Source organism: Roseobacter sp. MED193 (assembly GCF_000152965.1).
In the GTDB taxonomy this organism is placed as follows: Bacteria; Pseudomonadota; Alphaproteobacteria; order Rhodobacterales; family Rhodobacteraceae; genus Pseudophaeobacter.
Genome location: NZ_CH902583.1, coordinates 2,964,217 through 2,979,636, shown reverse-complemented (window position 1 = coordinate 2,979,636; position 15,420 = coordinate 2,964,217). Strand labels below are relative to the sequence as shown.

Below are 15,420 nucleotides of genomic sequence, written 5' to 3'. Positions count from 1 at the left end.
CTTCCCAAGAGACTACCAGATCCGGGAATGCGTCCTTGCCAGCGGGAGGCAGAATTTTTACCCTTTGGACAAGATCCGCCAAGGATCGACTTTTCAACTCGGGGGAAAACTGATGACCAAATCCACTTTCGGCGGGCTATCGCGCCGTCATTTTCTGACTACTAGCGCCGCAGCGGCCCTCACCGTTGGTACTGCACTTTCACCGACCAAACTGCTGGCAGCAGAGCCGATCAAAGTCGCAGGCATATATACCGTCCCGGTTGAACAGCAATGGGTCAGCCGCATCCATGTGGCCGCGCTGACAGCGCAGGATCGCGGCGATATCAGCTACACCTATTCCGAAAACACCTCGAACTCTGACTACACCCGGGTGATGCGTGAATATGCTGAAAGCGGCTACACGATGATCATCGGTGAAATCTTTGGCGTCGAGGCCGAGGCCCGAGAAGTCATGGCCGACTACCCGGAGGTGGCCTTCCTGATGGGCTCCTCCTTCAAAGAAGACACCGCCCTGCCCAATCTCTCTGTGTTTGACAATTACATCCAGGATGCGGCCTACCTGTCGGGTATTATCGCCGGGGCGATGTCCAAATCCGGAAATATCGGCATGGTTGGGGGCTTTCCGATCCCGGAAGTGAACCGCCTGATGCATGCCTTCATGGCCGGCGCAAAAGAGATGAACCCGGAGATGAAGTTCCAGGTCTCCTTTATCGGCTCCTGGTTTGATCCCCCCAAGGCCAAGGAAACCGCCTTTGCCATGGCTGAAAATGGCGCCGATGTGCTTTATGCTGAACGCTTTGGTGTTTCTGATGCGGCCAAGGAAAAGGGGCTCTTGGCCATTGGCAATGTGATCGACACCCAGTCTGACTACCCTGACACGGTTGTGGCCTCGGCGATCTGGCATTTTGAGCCTACCCTGGACGCCGCCATCGCTGCGGTGCAGGCTGGTAGCTTTACCGCCAAAGACTACGGCATCTATTCCTTCATGGCCGAAGGCGGTTGTTCCCTTGCACCCTATGGCACCTTTGAGGGCAAGATCCCGCAGGCAGCCCTTGATCTGGTGGCCGAGCGCACCGCAGCGATCAAGGATGGCTCCTATACGGTTGCCATCAACGACGAAGAGCCCAAATCCTCTTGATCCGGGCCTGATCGCATGAGCACCGAAACAGAGGCGCAGGTTGTCCTGCGCCTTCAAGGCATTACCAAACGCTTTGGTCCGGTCACGGCCAATGAGGAGGTGAGCTTTGACCTGCACCGAGGCGAAGTCATCGCGCTATTGGGCGAAAATGGTGCGGGTAAGACCACACTGATGAATATCCTCTTTGGCCAATACACCGCCGATGCCGGCGAGGTTGAGCTCTTTGGCCAACCGCTGCCGCCCGGCGCGCCCCGAGCCGCGCTGGATGCGGGCGTTGGAATGGTGCATCAGCACTTCACCCTGGCCGACAACCTGACGGTCTGGGAGAATATCGTTCTGGGCGTTGATCATCTCTCTACCTTGTCGCTTAAGCCCAGGCAGGTGAAATCCCGCATTCGCACCCTGTCGGAGCAGTTCCATCTCAAGGTCGATCCTGAGGCCAAAGTTGGCCGCTTGACGGTGGGTGAACGCCAACGGGTCGAGATTCTCAAGGCGCTCTACCGGGACGCCAAGATTCTGATCCTGGATGAACCCACCGCAGTACTGACCCCACAAGAGGCCAAGGATTTGTTTGCGACGCTTGAAGAAGCGATTGCCACCGGGCTGTCGGTGATCTTTATCAGCCACAAACTACATGAAGTCATGGCGATCTCACATCGAGTCCTGGTGCTGCGCCATGGCAAGCTGGTTGCCGAACGCGCCACACACGCCACCAATCGCGAAGAGCTGGCTGCGCTGATGGTCGGGGCTGAGGTCTCAGCGCCCAGCATCGAAAGCCGCGCGCCAGGAGCGCCGCTTTTGTCATTGCATCAGGTCTCAACCCCCGATCAAGGCGCAGCCCCAGGGCTGAAAGCGCTGGACCTCACCCTGGCGGCAGGCCAGATCACCGGATTGGCCGGAGTGTCGGGCAATGGTCAGGCGGCGCTGTCTGATCTGCTCTCTGGGCTGATCAGCCCCACAAAAGGCGAGCTGTTACTGGCTGGCGCGCCGGTAGCCTCCTGGTCGCCTCGTTCGGCCATCGCCCAAGGCATCGCTCGCATTCCCGAAGATCGCCACAAAACTGGTACCATTGCCGATTTTGACCTGACCGAAAACGCCATCCTGGAAACCTATGCCAGCAGGTTCAGCCGACGCGGCTGGATGGACTGGGCCCGCGCCCGCGCCTTTACCAAAGATCTGATCCAGACCTATGACGTGCGCTGCCCTGGCCCTGATATCCGCATTCGCCTGCTCTCGGGTGGGAATATGCAGAAATTGATCCTGGGCCGGGTGTTGGAAGAAGAACCGCAGATCATTCTGGCCAATCAACCCGTTCGGGGCCTGGATATTGGTGCGGTGAACTATGTACACGAACAACTGGCCAAGGCCCGCGATCGCGGCGCCGCTGTTTTGCTCATCTCCGAGGATCTGGATGAAATCATGCAATTGTCGGATGTGATCCATGTGATCTCGGAAGGGCGGCTCAGCCCGGGCTTTGCCCGGGGCAGCATGCGCCCAGAAGAACTGGGCGGTTGGATGGCCGGCAATGGGTTTGACGCGGAGGCCCCTGATGCGGCTTGAACCAATTGAGGCCCCCAGCCCGGCACGCCGGATTGTGCCCCCTGCGCTGGCCATGGCCGCGACATTTCTGGTCGCCGCCGCTTTGGCGCTGATTGCAGGGGGCAATCCCTTTGCCGTCTTTGGCCTGATCCTGACTGGGGCCTTTGGCTCCAAATTTGCCCTGTTAGAGACACTCAACAGCGCCACGCCGCTGATTTTCACCGGGCTGGCCATTGCCGTCGCCTTTCGCGCCAAACTATGGAATATCGGCGCCGAAGCGCAGCTCTACGCCGGAGCCGTCCTTACCGTGATCTTAGGCACCGGGGCACTTGGCCTACCCAGCTATCTAATGCTGCCACTTTGCGCCCTTGCTGCGATGCTGGCCGGCGCGCTACTGCTGCTTGGGCCCGCCCTACTCAAAACCCGGCTGGGCGTGGACGAGGTGGTCACAACCCTCTTGTTCAACTTCATCTTTCTGCTTTTTATCTCCTATTTGCTGGAAGGTCCGCTGAAAGACCCCATGGGCATGGGATGGCCCAAATCCGCGCGCCTGACATCCGAGGCCCGCCTGCCCCGCATTGTCGAAGGACTGCGCCTACACTGGGGCTTTGCCCTCGCGCTGACCGCCGCCTTGCTGGTCTGGGTGATCAACACCCGCACCACCCTGGGCTACGAGATGCGCGCGGTGGGCCAGAATGCCGAGGCCGCAGGCTTTGCTGGCATTCCCGTCACCCGCGTCATCCTGAAAACCGCGCTGCTCTCTGGCGGCTTGGCCGGGCTTGCCGGCTTCTCCGAGGTCTCCGGGCTCAAAGGCGCACTGACGCTCGATCTGTCGCCCGGCTTTGGCTACACCGGCATCGTTGTCGCCATGTTGGCCCTGCTGCATCCCCTGGGTGTGGTGGTTGCCGCACTGTTTGTCGCTGCCATATTCGTGGGCGCCGATAGCATGAGCCGCGCCGCCGGCGTGCCCAGCTATATTGCAGATATCATGCTGGCCTCGGCCCTATTGTTTATGGTGCTGGCAATCTTGCTGACCAAATTCCGTGTGCGGAGAGACTGAAATGGATCTGTTCGACATTCTGCTCTCTGCCAGTTTCTGGGCTGCTGCTATCCGCATCGCCTCGCCGCTGATCTTTGCCACCCTAGGTGAACTGATCTGCGAGCGCGCCGGGGTGCTGAACCTCGGGATTGAGGGCATCATGGTAGCTGGCGCCTTTGCCGGCTGGATTGCGGTCTGGGCAGGCCTGCCGCTGTGGGGGGGCGTTGCTGTCGCCATGATCACTGGCATGATGCTGGGACTTGTGCATTCCATCCTCAGCGTGCCCTTTGGTCTTTCCCAACATGTGGTAGGCATTGGGCTCACACTGCTGGCCACCTCGCTCACCTTCTACACCTACCGCGTGGTCCTGCCCGAGGTGTCATCCCCGCCCAAGATCACCGCCTTTCAACCCTATGAGATCCCGCTGCTGTCGGACCTGCCAATTGTTGGTCCTGCGCTGTTTTCGCAAACGCCGCTCACCTATGCGGGGTTCATCCTGGCCGGGCTGACTGCGGTAGTGCTTTATCGCACACCACTGGGCCTGGCGGTGCGCGCCGCGGGTGAGAACCCTTCGGCGGTGGCGGCACAGGGTCTTTCTGTTACCGCCATCCGTATGGGAGCCGTGATTGTGGGCTCTGGCTTCATGGCGGTGGGCGGCGCGTTCCTGACTCTCTCGGCCTTTGACAGCTTCTTTTTTGACATGGTGAACGGCCGTGGCTGGATCTGTATTGCTCTGGTGGTCTTTGGAGCCTGGAAACCGGGCAAGGCGGTGCTGGGTGCCATCCTGTTTGCCGCCTTTGACGCGCTCCAGATCCGCCTGCAACAGACCGGCATTGGGGCCGTGGTACCCTATCAGGTCTTTTTGATGCTGCCCTATTTCCTGTCCATTCTGGCCCTGGTGGTAATGTCCCGCCGCGCCGAAATCCCCGCAGCACTGATGGTGCCGTTCAACAAGGGAGAGAGATGATGTTTGATCTGCTGATCAAGGGCGGCACTCTGCCTGATGGAAACCAGCGCGATATTGCCATCGCAGGCGACCGCATTGCCGCTATCGAGCCCAAGATCGCAACGCAGGCCTGCGAGGTAATCGACGCAACAGGCGATCTGGTTTCCCCACCCTTTGTCGATCCGCATTTCCATTTGGATGCGACACTGTCCTATGGGCTGCCCCGGGTGAATGCCTCTGGCACATTGCTGGAGGGCATATCCCTTTGGGGCGAGCTGCGCGATCAGGCCACGGTTGAAGAGATGGTCGAGCGTGCGCTCACCTATTGTGACTGGGCCGCCAGCCTTGGTCTGCTCAGAATCCGCAGCCATGTGGATACCACGCCAGACCACCTCAACACCGTGACCGCCATGCTGGAGGTGCGCGAAAAAGTGAAGGATTACATCGACCTGCAACTGGTCGCCTTTCCGCAAGACGGGCTCTACCGCAGCCCGACCGGACGGGACAACCTACTGCGCGCGCTGGATATGGGCGTTGAGGTGGTGGGTGGCATTCCCCATTTTGAACGCACCATGGCGGATGGGGCGGCCTCGGTCCGGGATCTCTGCGAGATTGCCGCCAGCCGTGGCCTGATGGTCGATATGCATTGTGATGAAAGCGATGATCCGCACTCGCGCCACATCGAGACCCTCGCCTATGAGACCCAACGGCTGGGTTTACAAGGCCGGGTTGCGGGCAGTCACCTGACCTCAATGCATTCGATGGACAATTACTATGTCTCAAAACTACTGCCGCTGATCGCCGAGGCCGAGGTCTCCGCCATCCCCAATCCGCTGATCAATATCGTGCTGCAGGGACGCCATGATACCTATCCCAAACGTCGTGGGCTGACGCGGGTGAAAGAGATGCAGGCGCTGGGTATCCCGGTCGGCTGGGGCCAGGACTGCGTGCGCGATCCCTGGTACTCGCTTGGCACCGGCGACATGCTGGATGTCGCCTTTATGGGGCTTCATGTGGCGCAGATGACCCACCCGGATGAGATGGCGCGCTGTTTCACCATGGTGACCGAGACCAATGCCCAGATCACCGGGGCGCAGGACTATGGCCTGAGGGTCGGCGCACAGGCCTCTTTGGTGGTGCTGGACGCCAGCAATCCCACCGAGGCGGTCCGCCTGCGCCCGGCCCGTCTGGCTGTGGTCTCCAAGGGGCGAATTATCTCTCGCACACCCCGTGGAGACGCGGATCTGTCTTTGCCCAGCCGTTCCGGCAAGGTCAGACGGCGTCATGGCGTTGTCAGCCCGGTTTAACCGCCGCCTTCATTCTCTGCCTTTTCAAAGCTTTTCACTTTACAAGCCGCTCGCAAAAAATCAATCTTTGGTTGTTTATGGACGAAATTTTCAAGCAGAGATATTAAATGAAGAAACTGTTCACTTGCCTGGGCGCTCTTTCCTGCCTAGCAGCGCCGGCTTTCGCGGATCTCAAACAATGCCAGTCCCTCTATTCTGCTGCTCCCCGGCAACTGGGCGGGCTTTCCCTAACTGATAGTAACAACTACGAAAAGGATAGGCGGGGCGCGGGCTATGCACTGCAATTTGGCAAAATTGGAAAGAGCTGGGCAACCCTGTTTTTCTATGACCAGCGGCGCAGGAAGATCCGAGAGCCCCATGTAATCAAGGAAGCAACTCAAGCGGGAACCGACGTCATGCGGCAGCGCCTGCTGTCCTTTGCTCAAATGGAAGATGGGACAAAAATTGACCAAGAACGACCCGTCAACATCAAGGAGACAGGGGATTTTCCCTCAGTGATTCAAGTAGAGTATGAGATCTTCTTTGAACCACAAGGGGCCCTGGTGACAAATGACTTCCTGACCGTGGGTGTGGTCAACAATTGCTATGTAAAGTTGCGTTTCTCAAGCAACGGGAATCGAAAATCTAGCATCCGCAAATTCGACGCGATCAAACAGCAGATGCGAGAGGCCTTCCAGTAAGCGTTTCAACCCCCAGCCTGCTCACCTAGAGCGTTCATACGCCGAGGAATCGATCTGTCATCTCTGGCGTCAGTTCTGCCATCCCGCCAGACCAGACGGTCTCCCCCTTGTTAAGAATAACGGCCTTGTCAGCCACCTGCGCCAGCTCCTTTAGGGTCTTGTCGACCACCAGGATCGCCATGCCGGTCTGCGATTTCAGCTGGCCAATGGCGGCCCAGATTTCCTGCCGCACCACCGGGGCCAGGCCTTCGGTGGCTTCGTCCAGGATCAACAGGCGCGGGTTGGTCATCAGGGCGCGGCCAATCGCCAGCATCTGCTGCTCGCCCCCGGAGAGCGAGGCGGCCTTTTGATCGCGACGCTCGGCCAGACGCGGGAACAATTCAGCCACCTTGGCAAAATCCCATTCCCCCGCACGGGCGGCGGCAGTCAGGTTTTCCTCTACCGTCAGCGGTGCAAAGCAGCGGCGCCCCTCAGGCACCAGACCAATGCCGAGCTGGGCAATCCGATGGGATTTCATCTGCCGCAAATCGCGCCCGGCAAAGTCCAGAACCCCGTCCGAGGCCGCCAACATGCCGCAGATCACCTTGATCGTGGTGCTTTTGCCCATGCCATTGCGGCCCATCAGCGCCAGCACTTCCCCTTCATCAAGGGCAAGATCGACGCCAAACAGCGCCTGCGACGGACCATAGGAGGCGGTAAGCCCCTGAACATTCAAAAGACTCATGCCAGATCCTCTTCGCCAAGATAGGCGCGGCGCACCTCTGGATTGTTGCGGATTTCATCCGCTGAACCGGTGGCGATCACCTCTCCATAGACCAGCACTGAAATACGATCCGCCAGGGCAAACACCGCATCCATGTCATGTTCGACCAATAGGATCGGTGCCTCTTGGCGCAGACTATCGAGAAACGCGGTGAGGTCCTTTGATCCACTGGCGCCAAGTCCCGCCATGGGTTCATCCATTAGAAATAAACGTGGTTTCAGAGTCAGAGCGACGGCCACTTCCAGCTGGCGGCGTTGCCCGTGAGACAAGTCAGAGGTCCGCTGCTGCGCCGCCTCTTGCAGCCCGACCCGTTTCAGGGCCTCCTGCGCGGTGGTGAGAAGCGCCTTGTCCTTCATCACATTGCGAAACAGCCCGTAGGCCTTGCCGCGCGCGCCCAGCGCCCCCAGCACCACATTCTGCAGGACCGAGAATTCCATCGCCAGTGACGAAATCTGAAAGGTCCGTCCCAGGCCCAAACGTGCCCGCGCAACGGTGTCCAGTGCAGTGATATCCCGCCCCAGCGCCTCAATCCGACCGGTATCCGGCTTCAGGCTGCCAGAGATCTGTTTGATCAGGGTCGATTTACCCGCCCCGTTAGGGCCAATCAGCGCGTGAATTTCACCAGGGCGCAGATCCAGCGAAATGTCATTACTCGCCTTCAGTGCGCCAAAGCTTTTGGACAGGTTCTCTACTCTTAGAGCCGGATCAGTCATGCGCCACCTCCCGGCCCAGCAGGGCACCAATCAAGCCGCCACGGGCGAAAAGCACCATGCCAAGCAGCAACAAGCCAAGAAAAATCTGCCAATATTCACTGATCCCACCCAAGAGATGCTCGAGCAGGATATAGACCGCGGCACCAACAACTGGGCCATAGAGCCGCCCCACGCCGCCGAGGATGACAAAAATCATGATCTCGCCGCTAGTGTGCCAGCTCAACATGGTCGGGCTGACAAAACGGTTGAGATCCGCAAACAGCGCCCCCGCCAGCCCTGTGATGGCTCCGGAGATCACAAAGGCTATGAGACGGAGTTTAAACGGCGCTAATCCAACGGTTTCCACGCGCTCCTCTGACTGGCGCGCCGCCGACAAAGCCAAGCCAAAAGCCGATTGTGCCACGCGGGCAGCAAACCATAATGTGAGGCAAAGAATGACAAAGGTAACGGCAAAAAACTGGATTGGGTCCAGCGTATTCACCCCTGGCATTTCGTTGCGCACCCAGATCGACAGCCCGTCTTCGCCGCCATAGGCGGACCAGCTGATAGTGAAATAGTAAAGCATCTGGCCAAAGGCCAAGGTGATCATAATGAAATAGACGCCAGAGGTTCGAAGGCTAAGCGCCCCGATCACCAGAGCAGCGGCAGCACTTGCCAGAACCGCGACTAGCCATATCAATGGCATCTGGTTACTGCCTTCAAACAGGAAGGGCCAGGAAAACAGCGGCTCATAGTTCTGCGCATGAGAGGCCAGAATCCCCATGGCGTAGCCACCGATACCAAAAAAGGCCGCATGCCCCAGGCTCACCAGCCCGCCCAGACCCAAAGCGATATTCAACCCAACCCCGGCCAAAGCCAGAATGGTCACTTTGGTCGCCAGGGTGATGAGAAAGGGCTCATCCATTTTCCAGGCCATAAGCGGCACCAGCAACAGTGCCAACAATATTCCTGCGTTAAAAATTCTTTCGCGCCCCATCTTATGCGCTCCCTCCAAATAGACCGGATGGGCGCACCAAAAGCACAGCTGCCATCAGGATATAGATCAGCATAGAGGCAAGTGACGCCCCAAAGGATGCAGCGCTTGCGGGCTCCATCATGAGTGCGAAGAGCCGCGGCAGAAACACGCCGCCCAGAGTATCCGTTAGCCCCACCAACAGTGCGCCAACCAATGCGCCCTTGATCGAACCAATTCCGCCAATGACGATGACCACAAAGGCCAGGATCAACACCGGCTCGCCCATACCGACCTGAACCGACTGGATCGCGCCCACCAGTGCCCCGGCAAGCCCGGCGAGGGCGGCGCCCAGGGCAAAGACCAGGGTGTAGAGTTTGGAGATATCCACGCCCAGTGCCGCGATCATCTCACGGTCGGCTTCACCAGCGCGGATCTGCACGCCGATGCGGGTGCGGGCGATCAGCCAGAACAGTCCGGCGCCAACCACAAGACCGATGACAATAATCGCCAGACGGTAGAGCGGATACTGGATGCCTCCCGGCAGGGTCACCGGCCCGGACAGATAGCTCGGCACGTCCAGAAACAGCGGAAAGGAGCCAAACAGCCAGCGGGTGCCCTCAGAAAAGATCAGGATCAGCGCAAAGGTCGCAAGTACCTGATCCAGATGATCCCGGTCGTACAGACGCCGAATGACTGTGACCTCGACCAGCGCACCAGCCGCAGCGGCGGCCGCCAGACTGGCCATCAATGCCAGCACAAAGGACCCGGTCCAGCCCGCAACGGCAGCGGCGGCAAAGGCCCCCACCATATAGAGCGCACCATGGGCGAGGTTGATCAGCCCCATGACGCCAAAGACCAGGGTCAGACCAGCAGCCATCAGGAAGAGCATGACCCCAAACTGTAAACCGTTCAGGACCTGCTCAAGAATGAGAATAAGTGACATTAGAGAGTAACGACCTCAGCTTTGCCGCAAGAGTTTCGTTTTGCCCAATCGACAGCGAGTTCGATTGCACCGTTTTCGGTCGCGTGAGTCGCAGTAACGATCATATGGGAGCGACTAAGATCATGAGCGATGATAAGGTCATCCAATTCATCTTCAACATCTGAGCCCCCCTCTCCGCAAAGCGCGATGAGTTCAACTGTTGAGGCAAAGCAGTTGTCTACAAAAGCAGCGAGATCTGCTTCAGTCGACAACGGCAACTTCAATACGATGCAGCGGGAAACACTCATTTCGGATGATCCGGGAGAGCAGAGCCCTCCCGGATGGGACCTTACATATTGCACTCGGACGCATAGGCGTCCGCGTGATCGGACAGACCGGTGGCGATGATCTTATTGGTGAAAACATCACCTTCCTGGATCACTTCGCGCACATAGATATTCTGCACCGGGTGGTGGTTGTCGCCAAACTTGAAGTCACCACGCACGGAGTCAAACTCAGCCGCCTTGAGGGCTGCGCGGAAGGCGTCCTGATCCGAAACATCGGCTTTGTCCAGCGCGCTGAGGATCAGGTTGGCCGTGTCAAAGCCCTGGCTGGCATAGAGCGAGGGCAGACGACCGTATTTGGCCTGGAAATCTGCCACAAAGGCCGCATTAGCCGCATTGTCGATGTCCTTGTTCCACTGCGAGGTGTTCTTGATGCCCAGCGCTGCGGCGCCCACGGCTTGCAAGATACCCTGATCAAAGCTGAAGGCTGGGCCAACTACCGGCAGGTCTACACCACTGTCGGCATATTGCTTGAGGAAGGAGATACCCATGCCACCAGGCAGGAAGAAATAGACCGAATCCGCACCGGAGGCGCGGATCTGCGCGATCTCGGCGGCATAGTCGGTCTGGCCCAGTTTGGTGTAGATTTCACCGGCCAGCTCGCCGCCATACATGCGTTTGTAGCCGGTCAGCGCGTCCTTGCCCGCTGGATAGTTGGGCGCCAGGATGAAGCTGTTCTTCAGCGCAGCGTCATTGGCATAGGCGCCAGCGGCCTCATGCAGGTTATCATTCTGCCAGGCGACGTTGAAATAGTTCTTGTGGCAGCGCTTACCCGCCAGAACCGAAGGCCCCGCATTAGGAGAGAGATAGAACACATTCTGCGCCGTCGCCGCTGGCACGACAGCCATGGCCAGGTTGGACCAGATGATGCCGGTCATGATATCGACTTTTTCCGACTGGATCATGCGGTCGGCAATCTGCACCGCGCTTTCGGGTTTGCGCTGGTCGTCCTCGATCACCACCTCCACGTCATCACGCCCCGCAGCCTCTATCGCCAGCATAAAGCCATCACGTACATCCACGCCTAGCCCCGCGCCACCGCCGGAGAGGGTGGTGATCATGCCAATTTTTGTATCGGCATGTGCTGCAAGCGCCAGCGTAGACACAGCCGTCGCCATCGCAAGTGATTTAAGGATATTCATTTCACATTCTCCCAGTGTTCTTTGTGTGCTTGCCCCGCGTTGATCACAGGTGCCATGACGTTACTATCTCCAGATCAAACGGGAGGCGCCAGTTTTTCTTGCCCGAATATGCATTCCCAAAGCGATCCCCGCGAAACACGAGGCACCCCTTTCTTTGCAAGGCGGGTCTAATGCAAAACTGTAGACGGCATGCGATCATTATTTCAAGATTAAAATATATAACCTTAAAATAACTTCGAGATCAGCTCGCCGACTGGGCCCCAAAACCACCAGTGCACGTCTCACCTAAGGCGCGCACCGAGCACGACACATCCTCAAAAACTCGTTGCTACAAGGAATAAAAAGAATGCCGCTCCACTAGGGAAGAGATCATGTAATATTGTTTTTTATCATTTACTTAGCGTGAGTTACAGCCAGATCTTTAGGCATGAATTGCCCAGAGCATCCACGCCACAGTCAGGACAAAAGACAAGAGGGCAATAGAGCCAAACCGACCCAAGGGCCGATGCGCCAATAAGCTAGGTTGATCTTCTCTCGTAGCATGCAATCAGCCGATATCCATACCAGAGCAGCAAGAAAAACGAGCACAAATGCGCAGTTCAGCCCCCTAAGAGCGCTCCACATGACCACGCAATGTGGGCAAAATGCAGCCATAGCCCGGCGGCTATTTGTATCGATTCCCTACAGGTGCCTGCTTCCGAATTGCCAGTTTGGGCTTTTCATTCTTGCCACCCTAGCAGATCATGCTGGGCGCCAGCCCTTTTCCCAAGCCACTCTTGAGTTGCAGACGCTTCAAGCTCATGGAGATATGCGCCCGCTGGATATGGGCCACAGCCTCGACATCGCCAGCGCGCAGAGCCAGTTGGATGGCTTCCAGTTCGTGCTGAAAAATGCGGAACTCTTCTTCCAAATCCAACTGCGCCTCTTCGGCCGCGCGCAGCCAGAGCCGTTTGGTCTGGAAATAATAGCGTTCAAGCGTCTCGCGCAGGGGTTGGTTAGCGGTCAGGCGCAGCAGCACCTGAAACACATCAATGTCAAACTGAGTAAATGCCCGGGCTGTTCCATGGGCGACGATCACCGCACCGCGCTCCACCAGCTGATCAAACGCGGCGATAAAAGTCGCATCTGGCAGGATCGGATCCAGCCGAGCGGTCAAGGCAATCAGCTCGACCCTCAGGCGGTAGACTTGCTCCAGCTCGGCAAGATCGGCATCGGTGACAACAGTGCCGACCCCATGCACTGATTGCACCAGGCCTTCGTCCTCCAACCGCGCGAGAACCCGGCGAATTGGGGTACGGCTGGTGCCGAACTCCTTCGCGAGGGCAGCCTCAGAGAGGCGGCTGCCTGGCAGGTAGTCCAGAAGGCAAATGCGTTGGCGGATTTCATGATGCATCAAGGCATGACGATCCCGCACCGTCAGCCCTGTGTCTTCCAAAGCCTCTTGCGGTGAGGGCGTATCAGTCACCTACAAATGTCTCCCAAGTCGCTGCAATACAGTCAGACACTGTTCCAATTGATCCAAGGCCAGGTACTCGTCCGCCTTATGCGCCTGAGCAATCGAGCCCGGGCCGCAGACCACCACATTCATGCCAAGAGCCTGGAAAATACCCGCTTCGGTGCCGAAAGCAACCAGATCCGCCCCATTGGCCCCTGTGAGTTCCAACATGATCTGGCGCGCCTCGTTTTCCGCCATGGGTTCCAGCCCGGCAACCTCACCTATGGTTTCCAGTGTAATGCCCGCGTCTGGGTGGATCTGGCGCATTGCAGGCAACAAATCCTCCTCGCAGAGCTGGCGCAGCGCGGTTTTTACAAAATCGGCATCACGGGCTGTGACCGGGCGCATTTCCCAATCCACCTGCGCCTTTGAGGCGATCACATTATGGGCCACACCGCCCTGCAACGCCCCTACATTGACAGTCGTCCAGGGCGGTTCAAACCGCCCCCCTGCAGGGGCCATATCGCGCAGGCGCTGTTTCAGCTGCAACAGTTCCGCCACATAGCGCACCGCATATTCCACCGCGTTGACGCCCAGATCCGGCGCCGACCCATGCCCCTCTAGCCCATGGAAATGGGTGCTGTATTCATAACACCCTTTGTGGCCCTCAATCACCCGCATCTCCGTGGGCTCGCCAATGATGGCCACCCCCGGGGTCAGACCCCGCGCTCGTAGATCCGTCGCCAGGTGTTGGGCGCCAAAACAGCCGATTTCCTCGTCGTAGGTAAAGGCAAAATGCATCGGCCGGGTGCTGACCTGTGCCGCATAGGTCGGTGCCATGGCCAGACAGGCCGCAATGAAACCCTTCATGTCGCAGGTGCCACGGCCATACAGCCGCCCGTCCCGCTCTTCCATCACAAAGGGGTCACTGCTCCAGTCCTGATCCGTCACCGGCACCACGTCGCTATGGCCAGACAGCAAGATGCCGCCGTCCACCTCTGGCCCCAGTGTGGCAAAGAGATTGGCCTTGGCCCCACAGGGCGACGAGGAGAGATCAACCCGAGCGCCGCAGTCCTCCAGCAGCCCCGCCGCATAGGCAATCAAGACCTGATTGCTGTCGCTGGACAGGGTGGGAAAGGCAATGAGATCCCTCAGGATCTCGCAGGTGCGTGCCCGCAATTCCATCGCCCTAGCCTTTGATGAAGAGCTTGCGCTCAACATCGCACAGTGTCTCCGCAGCACCGTCTTCGGTGATCAGAATAGTCTCGGTGGTCTCTAACCCCCAAGTGTCCATCCACAGGGCCGGCATAAAGTGAAAGATCATGCCCGGTTCCAGCATAGTGGTGTCCTCGCTGCGGATTGAGGCACTGCGCTCGCCCCAGTCTGGCGGATAGCTGAGCCCGATAGGATAGCCGCAACGCCCTTCGCGGTGGATACCATGGCCTTTCAAGACATCAATAAAGGCGTTGGCGATATCACAGGTACGATTGCCTGCCCGTGCCGCCTGCAGGCCCGCCTCGATACCCTCCAGTTGCGCCGCTTCGGCCCGCAGTACATTCTCTGGCGGGGTGCCCAGATAGACTGTCCGGCACAGCGGCGCGTGATAGCGGCGATAGCAGCCGGAAAGCTCAAAGAAGGTCGCCTCTCCCTCGCGCATCGGCGCTCCATTCCAGGTGAGATGCGCCGCCGTTGCATCCAGCCCCGAGGGCGTCAGCGGCACAATGGCAGGGTAATCGCCCCAGTCATCGCCAACGCCGGTGATACCCGCGTGATAGATGTCCGCCACCAGATCATTCTTGCGCACCCCCGGTGCAGCCCGTTCAATCGCGGTTGCCATGACCTTTTCCGAGATGCGCGCAGCTTTGCGGACAAAGGCAATCTCATCTTCGGATTTTACCAGCCTCTGCCAATTGACCAGAGCTGTAACATCGTGCATCTGCGCCTGCGGCAGCTCGGCCACCAGTACAGCATGGGCCTTGGCGGAGTAATAGTAATTCTCCATCTCGACTCCAATGTGGGCGCCTTCAAAACCAAGCGCGCAAATATGGCCAGCCAAATCCTGCATCGGGTGGCGCTCGGTCGATTGCACATAGTGGTCGCCGTAGCCGTGGATGTTCTCTGCGGACATCCAGCAGGTCCGCCCTGCCCCGATACTGTCCATATGGCGCCCCCACCAGATCGGCTCACCTTCAAGCCCCAGTAGCACCCCCTGGTGCACGTAGAAGGACCAGCCATCATAGCCGGTCAGCCAAGCCTGGTTTGACGGATCAGTCACAAAAAGCAGCTCAATCCCTGCCTGCTGCATGGCCGCACGGGTCTTTGCGATACGACGGTCGTATTCAGCGCGGCTGAACGGGGCATTTCCTGGGGCCAATAGGGTATCCTTCCTGGGGTATGAAGAGCTGTGATGTATACAACAGCAAAAACATCATGGAGTTTTCCCAAGATTACTGCCAAGTTTCCCCACAAAGGCAAGTGATTCATTTGCCGTTGTACA

At 58.4% G+C, this 15,420-nt stretch carries 15 protein-coding genes; 6 read left to right on the top strand and 9 right to left on the bottom strand.

Translation table 11 applies throughout. The features are described 5' to 3' along the window. Positions 1-112: 112 nt before the first annotated feature. The 6 genes from MED193_RS16740 (at position 113) to MED193_RS16715 (ending at position 6,649) form a co-directional block, all read left to right on the top strand. The gene (locus tag MED193_RS16740; protein ID WP_039966301.1) at positions 113-1,138 is read left to right on the top strand and encodes a BMP family protein; all 1,026 of its coding nucleotides are present in this window, start codon (positions 113-115) and stop codon (positions 1,136-1,138) included. Positions 1,139-1,153: 15 nt separating this feature from the next. Then, positions 1,154-2,698, top strand: coding sequence for an ABC transporter ATP-binding protein (locus tag MED193_RS16735; protein ID WP_009810937.1), 1,545 nt, complete (start codon positions 1,154-1,156; stop codon positions 2,696-2,698). Continuing rightward, the gene (locus tag MED193_RS16730; protein ID WP_039966299.1) at positions 2,688-3,737 is read left to right on the top strand and encodes an ABC transporter permease; all 1,050 of its coding nucleotides are present in this window, start codon (positions 2,688-2,690) and stop codon (positions 3,735-3,737) included. Before MED193_RS16735 ends, MED193_RS16730 begins: the two co-directional genes overlap by 11 nt. 1 nt (position 3,738) lies before the next feature. Continuing rightward, positions 3,739-4,683 (top strand): ABC transporter permease, encoded by a 945-nt coding sequence (locus tag MED193_RS16725; RefSeq protein WP_009810935.1) that lies wholly within the window; start codon positions 3,739-3,741, stop codon positions 4,681-4,683. After that, positions 4,683-5,969: an amidohydrolase family protein gene (locus MED193_RS16720; protein WP_039966297.1), complete on the top strand. Its 1,287-nt coding sequence runs from the start codon at positions 4,683-4,685 to the stop codon at positions 5,967-5,969. Before MED193_RS16725 ends, MED193_RS16720 begins: the two co-directional genes overlap by 1 nt. A gap of 107 nt (positions 5,970-6,076) precedes the next feature. Further along, positions 6,077-6,649 (top strand): hypothetical protein, encoded by a 573-nt coding sequence (locus MED193_RS16715; RefSeq protein ID WP_009810933.1) that lies wholly within the window; start codon positions 6,077-6,079, stop codon positions 6,647-6,649. A 34-nt stretch (positions 6,650-6,683) separates the two neighbouring features. Here MED193_RS16715 and MED193_RS16710 read toward each other — a convergent pair whose 3' ends face one another. From MED193_RS16710 to MED193_RS16670, 9 genes are all read right to left on the bottom strand, one after another. Next, positions 6,684-7,373 carry an ABC transporter ATP-binding protein gene (locus MED193_RS16710; protein WP_009810932.1) on the bottom strand — a complete coding sequence of 230 codons (690 nt, stop codon included), beginning with the start codon at positions 7,371-7,373 and terminating at the stop codon, positions 6,684-6,686. After that, positions 7,370-8,125, bottom strand: a complete 756-nt coding sequence (locus tag MED193_RS16705; protein WP_009810931.1) for an ABC transporter ATP-binding protein — start codon at positions 8,123-8,125, stop codon at positions 7,370-7,372. Before MED193_RS16705 ends, MED193_RS16710 begins: the two co-directional genes overlap by 4 nt. Continuing rightward, a complete protein-coding gene (locus MED193_RS16700) occupies positions 8,118-9,101 on the bottom strand; it encodes a branched-chain amino acid ABC transporter permease (RefSeq protein WP_009810930.1) in 984 nt (327 codons plus the stop codon). The genes MED193_RS16705 and MED193_RS16700 overlap by 8 nt, the downstream gene beginning before the upstream one ends. Before the next feature lies 1 nt (position 9,102). Further along, on the bottom strand, positions 9,103-10,023 hold the full coding sequence (locus tag MED193_RS16695) for a branched-chain amino acid ABC transporter permease (protein WP_009810929.1): 921 nt from the start codon (positions 10,021-10,023) through the stop codon (positions 9,103-9,105). Beyond that, positions 10,023-10,310, bottom strand: coding sequence for a hypothetical protein (locus tag MED193_RS16690; protein ID WP_009810928.1), 288 nt, complete (start codon positions 10,308-10,310; stop codon positions 10,023-10,025). Before MED193_RS16690 ends, MED193_RS16695 begins: the two co-directional genes overlap by 1 nt. Positions 10,311-10,351: 41 nt before the next feature. After that, positions 10,352-11,488 (bottom strand): ABC transporter substrate-binding protein, encoded by a 1,137-nt coding sequence (locus MED193_RS16685; RefSeq protein ID WP_009810927.1) that lies wholly within the window; start codon positions 11,486-11,488, stop codon positions 10,352-10,354. 733 nt (positions 11,489-12,221) lie between these two features. Continuing rightward, positions 12,222-12,953 carry a GntR family transcriptional regulator gene (locus MED193_RS16680; RefSeq protein ID WP_009810926.1) on the bottom strand — a complete coding sequence of 244 codons (732 nt, stop codon included), beginning with the start codon at positions 12,951-12,953 and terminating at the stop codon, positions 12,222-12,224. Then, the gene (gene argE, locus MED193_RS16675) at positions 12,954-14,108 is read right to left on the bottom strand and encodes an acetylornithine deacetylase (RefSeq protein ID WP_009810925.1); all 1,155 of its coding nucleotides are present in this window, start codon (positions 14,106-14,108) and stop codon (positions 12,954-12,956) included. Positions 14,109-14,112: 4 nt separating this feature from the next. Then, a complete protein-coding gene (locus tag MED193_RS16670; protein ID WP_009810924.1) occupies positions 14,113-15,297 on the bottom strand; it encodes a M24 family metallopeptidase in 1,185 nt (394 codons plus the stop codon). Positions 15,298-15,420: the final 123 nt, after the last annotated feature.